Source organism: Sporolactobacillus pectinivorans (genome assembly GCF_002802965.1).
Classification (GTDB): Bacteria; Bacillota; Bacilli; order Bacillales; family Sporolactobacillaceae; genus Sporolactobacillus; species Sporolactobacillus pectinivorans.
In genome coordinates, this window is record NZ_NXGA01000001.1 from 1,725,216 (window position 1) to 1,742,457 (window position 17,242).

A 17,242-nucleotide genomic window follows, 5' to 3' on the forward strand; every position below is an offset into this window, starting at 1 on the left:
TGGACTGAATTGCTCATAACTAAAAAAATATTCCAGTCGTTTTCTCACAAGATAAAAAGCGTTGCCGAATGGCTTGTTCAGAACATGTACAAACTAGTATTCCGGCTGTGCGGGCTTTTTCCTGCCGATCAGAAGCTGGTTGTGTTTGAGAGTTTTTTTGGCAGGCAGTACAGCTGCAACCCGCGCGCCATTTATGAATATATGAAGGTGCACTGTCCGGAATATAAACTCGTTTGGAGTTCTGTTCCGGCGAGTGAGAAAATTTTTGATGCGCATCAGGTGCCGCATATCAGGCGCTATTCATTAAAATGGATTTTGCTGATGTGCCGCGCCGGTTTTTGGGTGACAAACATCCGTTTTCCCAGCTGGTTTCATAAACCGGGGCATACAGTTTATCTTCAGACATGGCACGGAACCCCTTTAAAAAAACTGGCTTTGGACACTGAAGAATATTTTATGGATGGAATGGGTATTAAGCAGTACAAAGACAACTTTGCGAAAGATGCAGGGACGTGGGACTATCTGGTTTCTCCTAATAGATATTCATCAGAAATATTTACCCGTGCTTTTGGTTTCCATCGGACAATGATCGAATCGGGATATCCGCGCAATGATTTTCTTTACAATGCAAACAATGGTGAAACCATTGAAAAACTCAAAGAAAGTTGCGGTATTCCGAAAAATAAAAAAGTCATTCTTTATGCACCGACATGGCGCGACGACCAGTATTATGGCAGGGGAAGGTATAAGTTTGACCTTGATCTCGACTTGCATCTCATGCAGGCAGCACTTGGCGAAGACTATATCGTCATGATCCGGATGCATTACCTTGTTGCCGACCACCTGGATCTGTCCAGCTTTGCGGGATTTGCTTATGACTTTTCGCGTTATGAAGACATCAGAGAACTTTATCTGATCGCCGATTTGTTGATTACCGACTACTCATCTGTATTTTTTGACTATGCCAATCTGAAAAGGCCAATGATATTCTTTGCTCATGATATTGAAGATTACCGGGATCATCTGCGGGGATTTTACTTTGATTTTGAAAAAAGCGCTCCCGGGCCGCTTGTCAGAACGACAGATCAGGTGATCCAGGCGATTAGAAAACTTGAGGCCTCAGATTTTGCAGTGTCCGGCAGCTTTGAAGCATTTTTTCAGAAGTTCTGCGCTTTAGAGGGCGGTCATTCCTCCGAAAAAGTTGTCAAATCCGTTTTTAAAAAAATCAAATTGTAAAAAATTGTTCACTATAAATTTCTTTTTTCTGACAATAGAACGCTTACCTGGCTTAAAAAAGTGGTATAGTTAAGTTGTAAGGGATGATTCATTGTTACTATTAATGTCAGGGAAGGTTGGTGGTGAGCATGTATGAAATTCTTGTACCTGTTGACGGCTCTGCTCCTGCTTTACGCGCGGTTGATGAAGCGGTTGCAATTGCCGAAGGAAAGAAAGATGTTGACATCACTCTGATTTATGTTAGTCCGTCTCCAGTATACTTCCCTTTTTACTCGATGGTTGGCCCGTCGCTTGACGCAGATGTGAAGGAAGTAGAGGAAAAAGAGGGCAATCAAATGCTCGATGACATTATTGAGAAAGCGTCAGAGCATACTAAGGTAAAATTTAAGAAAAAACATTTATATGGTATTGCCGCGCAGGAAATAACCGACTTCGCAAACGATACAAAGAAAGATCTGATCGTTATGGGAAATCGCGGCATGGGCGCTTTCGGTCAGGTTATGCTCGGAAGTGTCAGCAACAAAGTCCTGCATCTGGCTAATTGCCCGGTTATGATTGTTAAATAATTTTAACAGCTATGAGCTTGTACCCCATATTGAGAATGATCCTCCGCTTAGGAAAACTTGCGGGGGATTTTTCTTTACCCTGCTCAGAGAAACCGGTTGTAAAAAAAAGTTTTGTATTTTTGGGATCAAATACTTGAAAGTCAAAAAAGGTCAGACTATAATAAAATCACAAGGTCAAAGATGGTCAAATGAATGGATGATTATTGTGGCCTTTGGCATAAGTTAATCCATAAGGAGGCATGAGCATATGCTTTGTGACGAATGCAAGATTAATCCGGCATCTATAGAAATGAATGTTATCGTAAACGGACAGCAAAAGCATCTCCATCTATGTGAGGAATGCTATTCAAAAATGAAAAATAATTTAAACATGTCGTCTTTTTTCCAAGGCGGTGGATCACCTTTTGATGATCTTTTCAGAAGTTTTATGCAGCCTTCATATGCTGAAAAAGAAAATAAGGCTCAGGAAAACGGCATGGCGTTCGACGGACAAGGCCAGCCAATGGGCGGCAGGGGCGGCCGCCGCGGTGGTCTGCTCGAGTCTCTCGGGCGCAATCTGACCGAAGAGGCACGAAAAGGGAAAATTGATCCGGTAATTGGCCGAGACCGAGAAGTCCAGCTGGTTATCGAAACATTGAACCGGAGAAATAAAAACAACCCTGTGCTGATCGGTGAACCAGGCGTCGGCAAGACGGCGATTGCGGAAGGCCTTGCACTGAAAATTGTAGAGGGCAAAGTTCCGGCAAAACTGGCAAACAAGGAAATTTACTTAATAGATGTTTCTTCACTTGTCGCCGGAACGGGTATCCGCGGCCAGTTTGAACAGCGCATGAAACAAATGATGGCAGAACTTGAAAAACGCAAAAATGTCATTGTGTTTATCGATGAAGTCCATCTGCTTGTCGGCGCAGGCTCGGCTGAGGGCGGTTCAATGGATGCAGGCAATATTCTGAAACCGGCGCTCGCCCGAGGTGAGTTGCAAATCATGGGCGCAACGACTTTGAAAGAATACCGCAAAATCGAAAAGGATGCCGCTCTTGAGCGCCGCTTCCAACCCGTCATTGTCAATGAACCGACACAGGATCAGACGATCAGAATTCTAAAAGGCCTTCAATCGAAATACGAGAAGTATCATCATGTCCATTATACGGATGACGCCATCAAGGCCTGTGTCGCACTGTCTTCACGCTATATTCAGGATCGGTTCCTTCCAGACAAAGCAATCGATCTGATGGACGAATCAGGATCCAAAATGAATCTCAGCCTGACACCGGTTGATACTGAAAGTGTAAAGAAGAAGATAGAAGAAATTTCGGCCGCAAAGGCGGAAGCGACTAAGAATGAGCAATTCGAACAGGCAGCAAGGCTTCGTGATCAGGAACACGCTTATCAGAAGCAGCTTGAACAACTGGAAAAAATTAAATCCAATGGTTCTGAACCTCCTGTAACCGGTAAGGAAGCAGTGGTTGATACCGATTTGATTCAGCAAATTGTTGAAACAAGGACTGGTATCCCTGTTCGCAAACTGCAAAGCGACGAACAGAATAAAATGCGTAATTTGGCTGACCGCCTTAACGAAAAGGTGATCGGCCAGAAAGAAGCCGTTGAAAAGGTAGCCAGAGCAATCAGGCGCAATCGCACAGGATTCAGAAAATCGACCCGCCCGATCGGATCGTTCCTGTTTGTCGGCCCGACTGGTGTCGGCAAAACGGAGCTTGCCAAGACGCTGGCTTATGAAATGTTTGGCGACCGCGAAGCGATGATCCGTCTCGATATGAGTGAGTATATGGAGAAACACTCCGTTTCCAAACTGATCGGTGCACCTCCGGGATATGTAGGGCACGATGAAGCGGGACAGCTGACGGAAAAAGTCCGTCGCAAGCCTTACAGCATTATTCTTCTTGATGAAATCGAGAAGGCCCATCCGGATGTGATGCATATTTTCCTGCAAATTCTGGATGACGGACGGCTGACCGACAGTCAGGGCAGAACGGTAAGTTTCAAGGATACGGTCATCATCATGACAAGCAATGCAGGGATCAATAACCGTACTGCAACGGTCGGATTCGGTTCAAGCGACAGCCGGGAAGATATGATCAAACAGCTTGAAAACTACTTTCAGCCGGAGTTTCTGAACCGATTCGATGCAATCGTCAAATTCAATTCGCTGACGAAGGATGATTTAGTCTCAATCGTTGACCTGATGCTGAATGATATCCAAACAGCAGCCGGGAAGCAGGGGCTCAGATTGACGGTCACGGATTCCGCGAAGAAGAAACTGGCGGAACTCGGGTACAATCCTGAATTTGGTGCACGTCCGCTGCGCCGGGTGCTTGAAGAACAGGTTGAAGATAAAATATCCGATTTACTGCTTGATAACAGTCAGGCCAAGTCGATGCTGGTAGATGAAAAGGGCGGATCGATTCAAGTGACCGCTGAATAGTTAATGAGACTGTGAAAAGTTATAGAGAGACTCCGCATCCTTGGAATCTCTCTTTTTTCTGTTGAGCTGAAACTGTCCCAACTTAGCGTTCGTTCGGCAGTACTTCCTGAAAAGACCCGGCGACAAAAAGTCCATAGTCTACGTAAAGCAGAAAAGCAGTCCTGGCAGACTGCTTTTCTGCTATTCTCATTTATTTTTGAGCACAGTCGATCGGAATCGCATAGGAGATCGGAATCGCATAGGAGATCGGATCGATCATTCCGGCATCCTTGAATCCTTTAATCCGCAACCGGCAGCTGTCGCAGGTGCCGCACGCTTTTTCTCCTCCGTTATAGCACGATGTGGTCAGTTCATAGGGCACATGTAATTGAGTTCCCAATTTAATCGTTTCACTCTTTGTCAAATGCATCAGCGGTGTTTCGATTTTTAGCCTGTGGTCGGTGACACCGGTACGGGTTGCGAGATTAATCGTCCGATTCATACTTTCGATAAATTTCGGCCTACAATCCGGATAGCCGCTGTAATCGACCGAAGAGACACCGGTGAAAATAGTTGACGCCCCAATAACTTCGGCATATGCGCTGGCCAGTGACAGGAAAATCATATTCCTTGCCGGGACGTAGGTTACGGGGATGTCCGCACTGCCCTTATTGCGGGGAACGTCGATAGATGGATCGGTCAGCGCGCTTCCACCTAGCTGTCTGAAGAAGTCGAGGGAAACAACGCGATGTGACTTAACGCCGAAGTAAGCAGCAATTTTTCGTGCCTGATCGACCTCGCGTGCATGCCGCTGCCCGTAGCTGAAAGTAATCGGATAAATTTCATAACCTTTATTTCTGGCAATTCCCATGCATGTCGCACTATCGAGCCCGCCGCTCAGAACGACTACTGCCCGTTCAACCATGGTTCATACATCCTCTTTTCATTTGTCAATTTTCTTCTTTATCGATTATTAACATTTTCTGGATACATATCGTGATGGCTCAGCCGGTCAAAGGCGACCTGTTCCCAACGCGTCCCTTTCTTGCCATAATTGACGTACGGATCAATGCTGATGCCGCCGCGCGGCAGAAATTTGCCCCAGACTTCGAGATATTTCGGATTCATCAGCTGAATCAGATCATCGGCGATTTTGTTAATGCAGTCTTCATGAAAATCACCATGGTTGCGAAAACTGAAAAAATAAAGTTTCAGTGATTTGCTTTCGACCATGCGCGTGTCCGGGACATAGCTGACGTACAGTGTGGCAAAGTCCGGCTGATGCGTGATCGGACAGAGACTGGTGAATTCCGGAAAATTGAATTTTACGAAATAGTCTCGGTCCGGATGAGCATTTTGAAACGTTTCAAGCAGCCCGGGATCATAATCAAAAATATATTGCGTTCCCTTATTTCGGAGCAATGTCAAATTTTCTTTTGTTCGATCTGTCATTCATGCTCTCTCCCTTCATTCCCGGCTGAGTGCCACCACCGGCTGATGATTTCTGCTACCGCGGATCCAGTGGACAACCAGATAGATGAATGGCACGCCGATCACCGCGTAAGAGAACTTCAGGATATATTCCGTGCCGATGGTCGTTACAATCGCCGAAAGCGGAAGGATGCCGGCAAAGCCGGCAAACATAAAGACGGTCGAATCAGCCAGCTGGCTGATCGCCGTACTCATCAGGCTGCGCAACCAAAGCATTCTGCCTTCCGTGCGCCGTTTTAATCCGCTGAAAATCATGATATCCAGTGTCTGTGAGACACTGTAGCCGCAGAGGGAAGCAATGACGATCCGGGGCATCGCACCGAGAGCACTGGTAAATGCCGGTTCATTTTTCCAGAAAGACGCGGGCGGCAAATGAATCGCCGCTTGCAAGAGCAGAATAAATAAAATGTTGCCCAGAAGCCCAATCCATACTACTCTTTGGGCGACCGGCCTGCCCCAGCATTCCGTGATGCTGTCTAGTACAAGAAAAGTCAATGGATAAATAATGATCCCAGAGGTCATGGAAAAAACGCCGATGGAGAAAAACTTGGAGGCGACCAGATTTGCGGCGATCAGGCAGGTAACAAACACCATCGCCAGAAAAATTAGTTTGAAAGGAACAGAAACAGTTGACTGAGATGAATTCACATCGATCACTCCCGTAGTTTTTTTTGTAAGGCAGAGGAGGGTTTCGAACTCTGCCAGCCTGTAACTCCTTGATTATAGAGGCTTCTATTCTCAGGAGCAAGCCTTTCTTTTTCTGAGCTGTTTTCGTTGCTGATCACAGGCCAAAATCCTCAATCGACGGCAGCTGTAACCAAAGCAGTGATCGAAAAACTGGGCTTTTAGGATATCAGCTTTTCTTATTTTCTAGGAAATTTTAAAAAATAGACCTGTGGATTACAATCCGTTGATGTGTAGGGCTCTTAAAGGGCTTAAGGTATGGCTAAATGATCCAACAGATTTTCAAGAACATTTCGATGGCTTGAAAACTCCACTCGGATTGGGGGTACGACTTTACAGTGGAAGATCCCGCAAAAGGCGAACCGGAGATTTCTGAGTTCCGATAAAACTGTCTGAGTTCCGATATATTTTATGGAAGAAATTGAGCCTCTGATAAAGAAGCTATGTCAGCAGGTTGTTGCCAGAACGCCTCAAACTCAAAACTGTATGTGATTTCTTTTTGCGGTGACGAATTTTATTGTGGGTACATTTTTATGCGGTGCGGTACCTGATTTTTTTCTATTAATTATTGGCCGCTTGCTGCAGGCGATCTCTACAGGCCACCGCTAATGTTCTATATTATTTTAACGAAGATTCCTTCATGCAAACTGGGTTTGTATACGGGGCTGGCCAGCATGATTATTGCACTGGCTCCGGCGCTTGGCCCTACCGGTAAAAAAACTCGAAAAAGCGGGTTCATGTGGCTGACCTGCTTCTTCGAGCATAGACTGTTTTAAAGAGTTCTGTTCTTTGATAGGAGATTATCCTGAACAGCAGATTTACCTGGACACATGCGGTTCACAGTTCCTCATGCTGCACGACATGATCAGGGATTGTGAACGGATCATCTTTGTTGATATGGTCAAAGAACAGAATTCCATTCAGATGGTCTATTTCATGCTGAACTGCAATTCCCGGATAGCCCTTCAGTCTGAGCGTGACCGGTTTCCCGTCAATGTCAAAGGCCTTCACCTTGACACGGGCATGACGTGGGACGTAACCTGGCACTTCGCGGTCGACGGACAGACAGCCTTCACCGCCTTCAAGAAAAGTATTCTCTACTGATTCACTGATAATTTTCGGATTAAACAGCATGTACTCATAATGTTTCCCATTGTCATCATCTAAGAAAATGGCAATCATCCGTTTACTGATTGCCAGCTGAGGCGCCGCAAGGCCAATTCCGGCACGGAGATGATATTTTTCTGCAATTTTTTCATCCTGGCTGTTTTTAAGAAACTCCAGCATGTTTTTTAATGTGTCTTTCTCTTCATCGGTTGCTGGCAGGGAAACTTCCTTTGCAACCTGTCTGAGTATCGGATTTCCCTCACGTATAATGTCGTCCATTGTAATCAAAGTAAATGACACTCCTTTAACATAAAGCCAAAACTTTTTTATATTATATATTATATAGTATAGTGTATCATTAAAAGAGCTTACTTGTTTATGATTATGCCCGAAACGAATTAAATTCCCGCTGTTCGCTTAAAAAATTTTTCTGGAATCCTTTCTTTGTTTGACACTTCGGGGAAAACGTGGCAGAATAACTATTACCAGAATAGCAGTAATCGACGATGACGGGATTTCAGTAGCAGCTGCGTCAGCATTTCAGAGAACCGGCGGGTGGTGTGAGCCGGCAGCAGGCAGTTTTTGCGAATTACTTCTCTGAGTTTCTTCCGTGAACGATCAGTAGCGGAAGGCGGCAACAGATTTGCCGTTAATTCAATCAAGTGGCTGCCGACGAGCAGTCAGAAGGATGGTACCGTGCATAAAGCGCTCCTTGTCGGAGGGCTTTTTTGTTTTGCCTGATTCTGGAAACCAAATGAAGAAAGGTGAGAAAATATGGATATTCTTGATGATTTGAAATATCGGGGCCTGATTAACCAGGTAACGGATGAAGAGGGCCTGAGGGAAGCACTGAAAAAACCTATAACTTTTTACTGCGGATTTGATCCGACGGCCAATAGCCTTCACGCCGGGAATTTGCTGATTATTGTGATCATGATGCGTTTGCAGAAGGCGGGCCATCATCCGATTGCACTTGTCGGCGGAGGCACAGGCATGATCGGTGACCCGAGCGGAAGATCCACGGAACGTCAGCTGAATACGAAAGAAGTGGTAGACGGTTTTGCTGAGAGCCTGAAAAATCAATTGGCGCGTTTCCTTGACTTTGATCATGGGAAGGCGACGTATCTCAATAACAGCCAGTGGCTTGGCACACTTTCGGCCATTTCTTTTCTTCGGGATGTTGGAAAACATTTCCCGCTGAATTATATGCTTTCAAAAGATTCGGTACAGTCCCGAATGGAAGCAGGTATTTCTTTTACCGAATTTTCCTACATGCTCCTGCAGTCATTCGATTATCTGAATTTGTACGAGAATGAAGGATGCAGGCTGGAGATCGGGGGAAGCGACCAATGGGGGAATATCACAGCCGGATTGGAACTGATCCGAAGAAAAGGGCACGAAGAACCGGCATTTGGTCTGACATTTCCGCTGATTACAAAGAGCGATGGCACGAAGTTTGGCAAGTCGATGGGTGGAGCGATTTGGCTTGATCCTGAAAAAACAACACCGTATGAATGGTATCAGTTCTGGTTTAACGCTTCCGATGATGATGTCGTTAATTATCTAAAGTACTTTACATTCCTGTCAAAGGATGAAATTGAAGCACTTGCGGATGAAGTAAGGGAGCACCCTGAGGAGCGGAAAGCACAAAAAACACTTGCCCGGGAAATGACGAAGCTGGTTCATGGTGAAAAAGCGCTGGTCGAAGCCGAAGACATTACCGACGCGCTTTTCAGCGGAGATGTTTCCCAATTGACTGCTGCTGAAATACGTCAGGGATTCAGAGCTTTTCCGACGTTTGAAGCCGCATCAGGAGAACCGGTTAAACTGGTTGATCTGATTGTGGCAGCAGGTGTAAGTTCCTCTAAGAGGCAAGCGAGAGAAGATATCGGAAATGGTGCGATCTACGTGAACGGCGTCCGCAGGTCACTGCTTGACGATGTGCTAACCGAGCAGGACCGGATCGAAGGCCTGTACATGATCATCCGGCGCGGGAAGAAAAAATATACGCTCGTTAAATACTGATCCCTTTTATCATTTTCGCGGCGATTTGTGAAATAGCGATCGATTGTTAGACGGGCAATCCGTATATTGCTATACTGTTCATGACAGGATTGCACAGTTGATTGAAACTTTTAAAAAGCTGTGCCTGACCCAATTTCATCTTTATTACAAGATAAATCGACACAACGATGCAAATCCAAGGAGGAATGGAAGATGGGTACTGAGAAGTGCGAAAAAACATGCAACTGCGCCGGTGCTAAAGAACTCTTTATCGGCGGTGTCATTGGCGGATTGATTGGAGCTGCTACTGCGCTGCTGCTGGCTCCAAAATCCGGCGAAGAGACACGGCAGGATTTGCATATCAAGGAACTGCTTAATAGCGGGGTTGACAAAGTAAAGCAGACGGCTTCAAGCCTGATTAAAAAAGATGACGAACCGTACAGCTGAACACTGCTGAGACGTGAACAAATGCATGGCTCTTTCGGAGAAGCGATTTCTCTTCCGGAAGAGCTTTTTTGTTCATACAGAAAAAGTGGCTTTTGAGGGGAGTTCCAGACAATTTAGTTGTCCGCCAAATACACTGCCTCCGTCTATGCCTATGATCTTGTTTTTTCCAAAGAAGATATCGCAGGATTGCTGAAGATTCATCGTCGGGGTATGGCCGAAAATGACAATTTTATCGCCGTGGTATCCTGAGAAAAAGGGTTCCCTGATCCATAAAAAAGTTTCTTCATCCGTGTCCTCGATCTTTTTATCAGGATCGATGCCGGCATGGACAAATATGTAATGTTCCGTCTGTGCATAAACATTAAGCTGCTCAATCCAGGATAGATCGTCTAGCAGTTCATCAGGAAGTTTCAGACTGTCGCTCTCAATATTCTGGTACACGAATTTAAAATCAAGGCCATAGCTTGACAAAGTTTGCGCACCTCCATTTGCAGCCCAATGAGCCAGAGATTCAGTCTTTCGCCCAATGAGCGCTTTCTCCATCATATCCTCGTGATTTCCTTTAAGTACGATCGCGCCTTTTTTTTCCAGTTCACGCGCTTTCGCGACCATTGCTTTCGGATTTTGTCCCCGATCCACGTAATCTCCTAACAAAAAAAGAAGATCTTCGGACGCATCAAACTCTGCCTTTTCCAGCAAGGCGTTAAAAGCATCGATCTGGCCATGCATATCACTGATCACGAGCAAACGTCTGACTGCCTGCAATAAAATTCCCTCACTTTCTCCTACTATCATAGACAAAACAATATCTGTTATGCAACTATGATCTGTGGACCGGGAGAAAAACTTTAAATTTAGCATCATTTATCGCTATAATAATAGTGAAAACGAATTCAGATGGCGCGTCTGTAGGGAAATAAAAAGTTTCGGAAAGGATGAGCATGATGGAATTTCGTATTGAGCACGACACAATGGGCGAAGTGAAAGTGCCCGCAGACAGGCTTTGGGCGGCCCAGACCGAAAGAAGCAGAAATAATTTTCATATTGGCTGGGAGAAGATGCCGCTGGAAATCATCAGGGCCTTCGCCATTCTGAAAAAAGGTGCGGCACGCGCTAATATGGAACTTGGGAAACTGGATGCTTCAAAAGCTTCGGCCATTTCTGAAGCGGCAGACGAAATCATTTCCGGCGGGTGGAACGCCGAGTTTCCCCTGATGGTGTGGCAGACCGGGAGTGGCACACAATCGAATATGAATGTAAATGAAGTTATAGCCAGCCGTTCCAATCAATTGCTAAAGGATTTGGGATCGGAGCTGCACGTGCACCCCAACGATGATGTAAATAAGTCACAGAGTTCAAATGATACGTATCCGACGGCACTGCATATTGCGGCATTGCTGGCGGTTGAGGATCAGGTTCTGCCGTCACTCGATTTGCTGAAAGCGACATTGAAGCAAAAATCGAGGCAGTTTAATGACATTGTCAAAATCGGAAGGACCCATCTGCAGGATGCAACCCCGCTGACACTTGGCCAGGAAATCAGCGGATGGGCATGCATGCTGGAACGTTCGGAAGAAATGATTCAAAGTTGCTTGCAATATTTAAGAGATCTGGCCATTGGAGGAACTGCCGTCGGGACCGGATTAAATGCTCATCCAGAGTTTGGAAAGCTGGCTGCGGAAAAAATCAGTGAAATAACCGGCAAGAAATTTCGGACGGCTCCGAATAAATTTCAGGCGCTGACCAGCCACGACCAGATTGTGGCCGTGCACGGCGCGTTGAAAGCTCTGGCAGCTGATCTCATGAAGATTGCCAACGATGTTCGATGGCTGGCGAGCGGTCCGCGATGCGGCATCGGAGAACTGACCATTCCGGCAAATGAGCCCGGGAGCTCAATCATGCCCGGTAAAGTGAACCCGACCCAGTGTGAGGCAGTGACGATGGTAGCCGTACAAGTTATGGGGAATGACGCAGCAATCGGTTTTGCGTCAAGTCAGGGCAATTTTGAACTCAATGTTTTCAAACCGGTTATTGGCTATAATTTTCTTCAGTCCGCCCGGCTGCTGGCGGATGTGATGCGTTCGTTCAATGATCATTGCGCCGTTGGCATTAATCCTGAAAGAAAGAAGATTGCTGAAAATCTTCAGCGTTCGCTGATGCTTGTTACCGCTTTGAATCCTTATATCGGCTATGAGAAAGCAGCGAAAATATCAAAGACAGCTTATCAGGAAGGGCTGAGTCTCAAAGAGGCCGCTGTGAAACTGAAAATACTGACGCCGGAACAGTTTGATCAATATATTAAGCCTGAAGAAATGACTCAGCCTAAAGCCTGAAAGGTTCCACAATAAAACAGTCTTCGCAAAAGAAAATCGGTCTTCCTGCAAAAAAATCAGTCTTCAGAGAAAAAAACCGGTCTTCGCGGTTCAGAGGATCTTATAGGCTAAATGAACGCCTTCGTTAATGCGCAGTCTCTCTTTATTGTGCATTACCTCAATTTAGAAACCGGAATTGAGGACTTTCTCTAAACCTAAAAAGGACTGGGTATTTTTGAGGCACTGAAAAAGCTTAAAGTTTTTCAGTGCCTCCTATTTTTTGCCTTTTTTTCTGTAAAGCTTCACTCTTATTGAATTTGAAAGTTGTTTTTTCTATTTAAACAAGACGATAACATTTGGCTGATTTACCTTGCATGCTGTCTCTTTAATCTTTGTTCGTTCCTGCCTATTTGGGCTACAAGAGAAGGATATCTGAAAAACAGCATGGAGTAGCGGCCAAGAAGAAAACCCGCGATAAAAATAAAATAGATAATAAAGCTTGATGACTCATTCAATGATGAGCTGAGTGAAAACAGATGGGTAAATACAGCATTCAGTGCATAGCGAACAGGTATAGATAAAAACCAGATGAGAACGGCCATTATTGACCCCGAAAGATACCAGGCACCATCGTGATTGACCAGCGGTGTGTAACGCCCCTGGACCATTCCCAAGACAAAAGACAGGCATAATGACGCTAAAATCATACACCAGTCGGCCGGTGAAACTGAAGCCATAAAGGAAAGCGCGCACCCAGCGTAGAGAAGCAAAACCAGAGGCTGCCGGTACAAACTCCCTGTCAGCGGCTTTTCCCTGAGCTGGTTAACAAACACGGTTGCAATGAGTATCGCACCTGAAAGCACTAACATCTAATCACTTCCTGTCGCCTTTTCATTAATCTATGAATGGTTTGTTTTGTCCTATAACTTCAGGAAAATATCAAAATTGAAGGAATTCTTGAAAATATCACAAATTACACTAATGTTACAAATGCAAGTCCTTTAAAAAACAGCTTTGCCGTCTAATGTTACATTTATGTATCATTGAGAAACAAAAGCTTAATATCTGTCAAATTTAGCTGATGCTATAATGAAAAAGTCGATTGAAAGTAGAAAGTATCGATAACCATTGATAAATGTAGAAACTGTGGATCAAAAAACAGAAATAGATAACGAATGTCTTGGGGAGGACAGACGCTGATCATGAAAATGACAAAAAAGAAAGTTGCTGTAACACTTGCACTGACAGCCAGCCTGACATACACATCCGTATTACCAGCAGTTACATACGCTAGTCCGTCTCTTCAACAGATTAATAAAGACAGAAGTGCCCAGCAATCTTTAAGTGCTGATTTAAGTGCACAGCAGCAGGCGTTGCAGAGTGATCTTAAAACAATGATAAGCAAGCAGCTAAAGCTTACCGGGGAAATCAGTCAGAGCCAAGTTGACATTAATCAGAATAATGATGCTATTACGGCGCTGAATTCAGAAATTGGCACGATTCAGAAACGGATTGACAACCGGAAAAAGCTTCTTGATGAACGGCTTGTTTCAATCTATAAGAGTGGCGGATCAATAAACTATATTGATGTTCTTCTCGGATCAAAAAATTTCGGCGATTTCCTTGACCGTACTAAAGCGCTCTTTACCATCACTTCACAGGATCAGAAGCTTATTACTGATCAGCAGAACGACCAGTCCGCTGTGAATGATAAAAAGCAAATTGTTGAAAAAAAACAGGCGACTAATGTCGCCAAACTGGAAAATTTGAAATCAGCACTTAATGAAGTGGAGGCACTTCAGGCGCAAAGAAAGATAGCCATCGATGCGCTTTCAGTAAAACAGAAGAGTGTTCAGCAACAGCTTACGGCGCTTGCGGGTGCAGCTGCAGATATTGCAAAGGCAGCACAAAATGTGACCCCAACGTCGTATTCTCCGTCCACCGTATTCGCCTCCAGACAGTCGGGAGCCAGCAGCTCCAATAGTTCTAGCTCCAGCAATTCCGGCAGTTCCAATAGTTCTAGTTCCAGTAATTCTGGTAGCTCCCAATCAGCTGCACCGTCTGCTTCTTCTTTTAATATTTCTGCTTCGGCTGCTACAGGTGGTATTTCCGGAATTGTTAATTATGGGAATCAGTTTATCGGCAGATCAAGCTATGTCTGGGGCGCTTCAGATCCGTCCACCGGACAGTTTGACTGCTCGGGTTTTGTTCGTGCTGCCTTTGCGGCGAATGGGATCAGTCTCCATGGAAATACAGACAGTCTTGTTAACATGGGTACCCCTGTAAGCTACAGCCAGGCAAAACCTGGCGACCTGATCTTTTTCGACACTTATCAAACGAATGGCCATGTGGGAATCTATCTTGGCGGCGGTCGTTTTATCGGCTCTCAGGACAGTACCGGGGTTGCGGTTGTCAGCATGAGTAATCCATATTGGAGTTCCCATTTCAGTGGCGTTGTCCGCAGAATATTGAACTGATTTAATAGTATTTAATTTATTATAGAAGGATCAAGGCATGGGACTATTCCCGTGTCTTTTTATTTTGCAACCCGATGTCCATATATGTGAGCATTTTGGCAGTAGCTATGACACCTGTCACCCAGGTACATATTCTGGTCCACGGAAAGATTGTGTTGAGTGAAAATGAGAAGAGCTGGCAAGTAGAGAAAGGAACGTTCTTTTTCTCCGAACGCATTTGTTGGCGACCGAGATTAAAATGCCGTTCAAATAAAAAAGAAGAGCCGTTTTTTAACGGGCTCTCCTGTTATCCCTGACAGAAAGCGGTATACCTCGAATGAGTCTTTAAGCCTTTATGGCCTTATAAAGCGAATGCGGATAACGATACCTCACTATGAAATAATGGATAACCTGAGCAAGCATGAAAACACCCATAATAATTGCGACATTCGAGGCAATGGAAAAATGGATCAAGTTATGTAAAGCGATAAAGGCGACAGTGCTGTGGAGAACAGCGACAATCAGAGGGATGAAAAAAAGGAACATTGCTTTTTTGGGACGGATATGACGATGGATCGTCCTCCTTTGCTTGACGATCGTGTACTAGCTAAAATGATATACAGCAGAATAATATCTGTCAAAGTGGTAAGGTATGGGGAATAAACGTCTGCACAGCTTGTCATTTACGAAAATATCATTTCCGAGTATGCTAAACGCAGGAGTAAGCTATGGATCGGAAGGGAGTGCGGACTTGAAACTGTTTCCAAAATCTACGGGCCCTTATCCTTATATATGGGCACTACTGGTTTTTCCGCAATATTTTTATAATGTCCTGCAAGCCGGACGTCTGACGGATAAATTGATTGGCGTGGGAGCCGGTCTGATTCTGTTTTATGTTTTTCGGCAGATGTACTGGCTTGAAAATTGGAATCTGGTCTTTCATTTTTTACTGAGCATAGCCGTGCTGTCTGCTGTCTCTTTGATGAGCGATCCTTCAATGATGTTCTATGGTTTCCTTTTTGTTCTGATGTTCGGCTATGCGAATCAGACCGTTCAGCTGGTGGCCGGTCTTGGCGGACTTACCATTGCCTTCATGATGGTTTCCTTCTTAACGGAAGGCAATCCGTTCGTTTTTCTTCATCAGTTCCAGTTCATTGTTTTTCTTGTAGAAATCATTACACCGGTTGCCATTTTTATTTATGAGCGGACCAAACGTTTGCACCATCAGCTAGACGATGCAAACGAACGAATTGTCACCCTGACCAAGGAGAAGGAGCGCAATCGTTTCGCCCGTGATCTGCATGATACACTCGGGCATACGCTGACTATGATTATTATGAAAAGCGAGCTGGCAGCACGGCTTATTACAAAAGATCGAGAAAGGGCTAAAAAAGAAATAGATGAAATAGAAGGCATCTCAAGGAAAGCATTGCAACAGGCGCGAGAGCTTGTCTCCTCAGTCCGGGACTGCTCATTACCGGAAGAGATGGAAGAAGCAAAGCATTTCCTTGAAGCAAAAGGTGTATCTGTGACAATTGATGTGCCGGAAAGATGGCCGATGCTCCGTGAGGCTGACGAATCCATGGTGGCACTTGCTCTTCGTGAGGCTGTGACGAATGTTGTCAGGCATAGTGCCGCCGGGCATTGCCACATCATAGGGACGGAAGACCATCGGAAACTGATCATTGAGGTCAGAGACGACGGGGTCGGTATGCAGAAGAAGAACACTGAAGGAAATGGGCTTCACACCATGCAGGAGCGCATGAAACTGATTGGAGGAAAGGTTGCTATTTTGTCTGAAAGAAGGGGAACGGCTATCCGCTTTTCGCTCCCTCTAAAGAAGAAAGGAGCAGGCGCATGAGAGTTGTCATCACAGAAGATCAAGGCATGCTGCGCGGCGCACTTGTTCAGCTTCTTGAAATGGAAGAAGATATTGAAGTTGTCGGTGAAGCGGGGGATGGCCGGCAGGCATTGACGCTTGTTGATCAATTCCATCCGGATATACTGATTGCCGACATTGAAATGCCTGAAATGTCCGGACTGGAGCTTGCTGAATACTTAAAGAACAATAAAAGCCTGTGCAAGACAGTGATCGTTACAACGTTTGCCCGCCCCGGGTATTTAGAAAGAGCAATGAAGGCCGGAGTATCCGGATATATTTTAAAGGATGAGCCGATTGAAGATTTGATTGCCCATCTCCGTCAAATTAATCAGGGGCAGCGTTTCATCAGCCCGGAACTTGCAGAATCATTCTTTTTTTCCGAACAGAATCCATTGACAGCGCGTGAGATTGATGTGCTTCGCTCTGCTGTCAGCGGGGAGGACACGAAAAAAATTGCGGATAAACTCCATTTATCCCATGGCACAGTGCGCAACTACCTGTCTTCAGCCATTCAGAAAATGGAAAGCCATTCCCGACAAGAAGCTGTGATCAAAGCGAAAAATAAAGGCTGGATTTGATGGAGAAAATAAGTTTACCCTGAATTTTGAAGGGAAAAAGATGTATCTTGAAAGTTG

Annotated in this window: 14 protein-coding genes, 1 pseudogene and 1 other annotated feature; of the genes and pseudogenes, 9 read left to right on the forward strand and 6 right to left on the reverse strand. The window is 45.1% G+C overall.

Annotated elements, in window-relative coordinates; all coding sequences use genetic code 11:
* Positions 1-21 precede the first annotated feature (21 nt).
* From COP04_RS08225 to COP04_RS08235, 3 genes and pseudogenes are all read left to right on the forward strand, one after another.
* Positions 22-1,236 (forward strand): annotated as a pseudogene (locus COP04_RS08225) (CDP-glycerol glycerophosphotransferase family protein); the annotation flags it as partial.
* 128 nt (positions 1,237-1,364) lie between these two features.
* Positions 1,365-1,802 (forward strand): universal stress protein, encoded by a 438-nt coding sequence (locus COP04_RS08230; protein WP_100487526.1) that lies wholly within the window; start codon positions 1,365-1,367, stop codon positions 1,800-1,802.
* A gap of 247 nt (positions 1,803-2,049) precedes the next feature.
* The gene (locus tag COP04_RS08235; RefSeq protein ID WP_100487527.1) at positions 2,050-4,245 is read left to right on the forward strand and encodes an ATP-dependent Clp protease ATP-binding subunit; all 2,196 of its coding nucleotides are present in this window, start codon (positions 2,050-2,052) and stop codon (positions 4,243-4,245) included.
* Between the two features lie 190 nt (positions 4,246-4,435).
* Here the strand turns inward: COP04_RS08235 and queC are convergent, their stop codons facing one another.
* The 4 genes from queC to def all read right to left on the reverse strand — a co-directional run bounded on the left by queC (position 4,436) and on the right by def (position 7,794).
* On the reverse strand, positions 4,436-5,149 hold the full coding sequence (queC, locus tag COP04_RS08240) for a 7-cyano-7-deazaguanine synthase QueC (protein ID WP_100487528.1): 714 nt from the start codon (positions 5,147-5,149) through the stop codon (positions 4,436-4,438).
* Positions 5,150-5,187: 38 nt separating this feature from the next.
* Complete coding sequence (gene queF / locus COP04_RS08245; RefSeq protein WP_100487529.1) at positions 5,188-5,676, reverse strand: preQ(1) synthase; 489 nt, start codon at positions 5,674-5,676, stop codon at positions 5,188-5,190.
* 15 nt (positions 5,677-5,691) lie between these two features.
* Positions 5,692-6,363 carry a queuosine precursor transporter gene (locus COP04_RS08250; RefSeq protein ID WP_100487530.1) on the reverse strand — a complete coding sequence of 224 codons (672 nt, stop codon included), beginning with the start codon at positions 6,361-6,363 and terminating at the stop codon, positions 5,692-5,694.
* 873 nt (positions 6,364-7,236) lie between these two features.
* Complete coding sequence (gene def, locus COP04_RS08260; protein WP_100487531.1) at positions 7,237-7,794, reverse strand: peptide deformylase; 558 nt, start codon at positions 7,792-7,794, stop codon at positions 7,237-7,239.
* A gap of 209 nt (positions 7,795-8,003) precedes the next feature.
* Positions 8,004-8,222, forward strand: a binding site (T-box leader).
* Positions 8,223-8,280: 58 nt separating this feature from the next.
* Here def and tyrS point away from each other — a divergent pair.
* Both tyrS and COP04_RS08270 read left to right on the forward strand, forming a co-directional pair.
* Positions 8,281-9,531: a tyrosine--tRNA ligase gene (tyrS, locus tag COP04_RS08265; RefSeq protein ID WP_100487532.1), complete on the forward strand. Its 1,251-nt coding sequence runs from the start codon at positions 8,281-8,283 to the stop codon at positions 9,529-9,531.
* A gap of 192 nt (positions 9,532-9,723) precedes the next feature.
* On the forward strand, positions 9,724-9,957 hold the full coding sequence (locus COP04_RS08270) for a YtxH domain-containing protein (RefSeq protein WP_100487533.1): 234 nt from the start codon (positions 9,724-9,726) through the stop codon (positions 9,955-9,957).
* A 72-nt stretch (positions 9,958-10,029) separates the two neighbouring features.
* Here the strand turns inward: COP04_RS08270 and COP04_RS08275 are convergent, their stop codons facing one another.
* Entirely contained in the window at positions 10,030-10,752 is a 723-nt protein-coding gene (locus tag COP04_RS08275) for a metallophosphoesterase family protein (RefSeq protein ID WP_193437456.1), read from the reverse strand.
* A gap of 149 nt (positions 10,753-10,901) precedes the next feature.
* Between COP04_RS08275 and fumC the strand changes: the two genes are divergently transcribed.
* Complete coding sequence (gene fumC / locus COP04_RS08280) at positions 10,902-12,290, forward strand: class II fumarate hydratase (protein ID WP_100487535.1); 1,389 nt, start codon at positions 10,902-10,904, stop codon at positions 12,288-12,290.
* 344 nt (positions 12,291-12,634) lie between these two features.
* Here the strand turns inward: fumC and COP04_RS08285 are convergent, their stop codons facing one another.
* On the reverse strand, positions 12,635-13,138 hold the full coding sequence (locus COP04_RS08285; RefSeq protein ID WP_100487536.1) for a hypothetical protein: 504 nt from the start codon (positions 13,136-13,138) through the stop codon (positions 12,635-12,637).
* Positions 13,139-13,471: 333 nt separating this feature from the next.
* Between COP04_RS08285 and COP04_RS08290 the strand changes: the two genes are divergently transcribed.
* From COP04_RS08290 to COP04_RS08305, 3 genes are all read left to right on the forward strand, one after another.
* The gene (locus COP04_RS08290) at positions 13,472-14,746 is read left to right on the forward strand and encodes a C40 family peptidase (protein ID WP_100487537.1); all 1,275 of its coding nucleotides are present in this window, start codon (positions 13,472-13,474) and stop codon (positions 14,744-14,746) included.
* Between the two features lie 730 nt (positions 14,747-15,476).
* Positions 15,477-16,586, forward strand: a complete 1,110-nt coding sequence (locus COP04_RS08300) for a sensor histidine kinase (RefSeq protein ID WP_162297086.1) — start codon at positions 15,477-15,479, stop codon at positions 16,584-16,586.
* Positions 16,583-17,185, forward strand: a complete 603-nt coding sequence (locus COP04_RS08305; RefSeq protein ID WP_100487540.1) for a response regulator transcription factor — start codon at positions 16,583-16,585, stop codon at positions 17,183-17,185. The genes COP04_RS08300 and COP04_RS08305 overlap by 4 nt, the downstream gene beginning before the upstream one ends.
* Positions 17,186-17,242 lie beyond the last annotated feature (57 nt).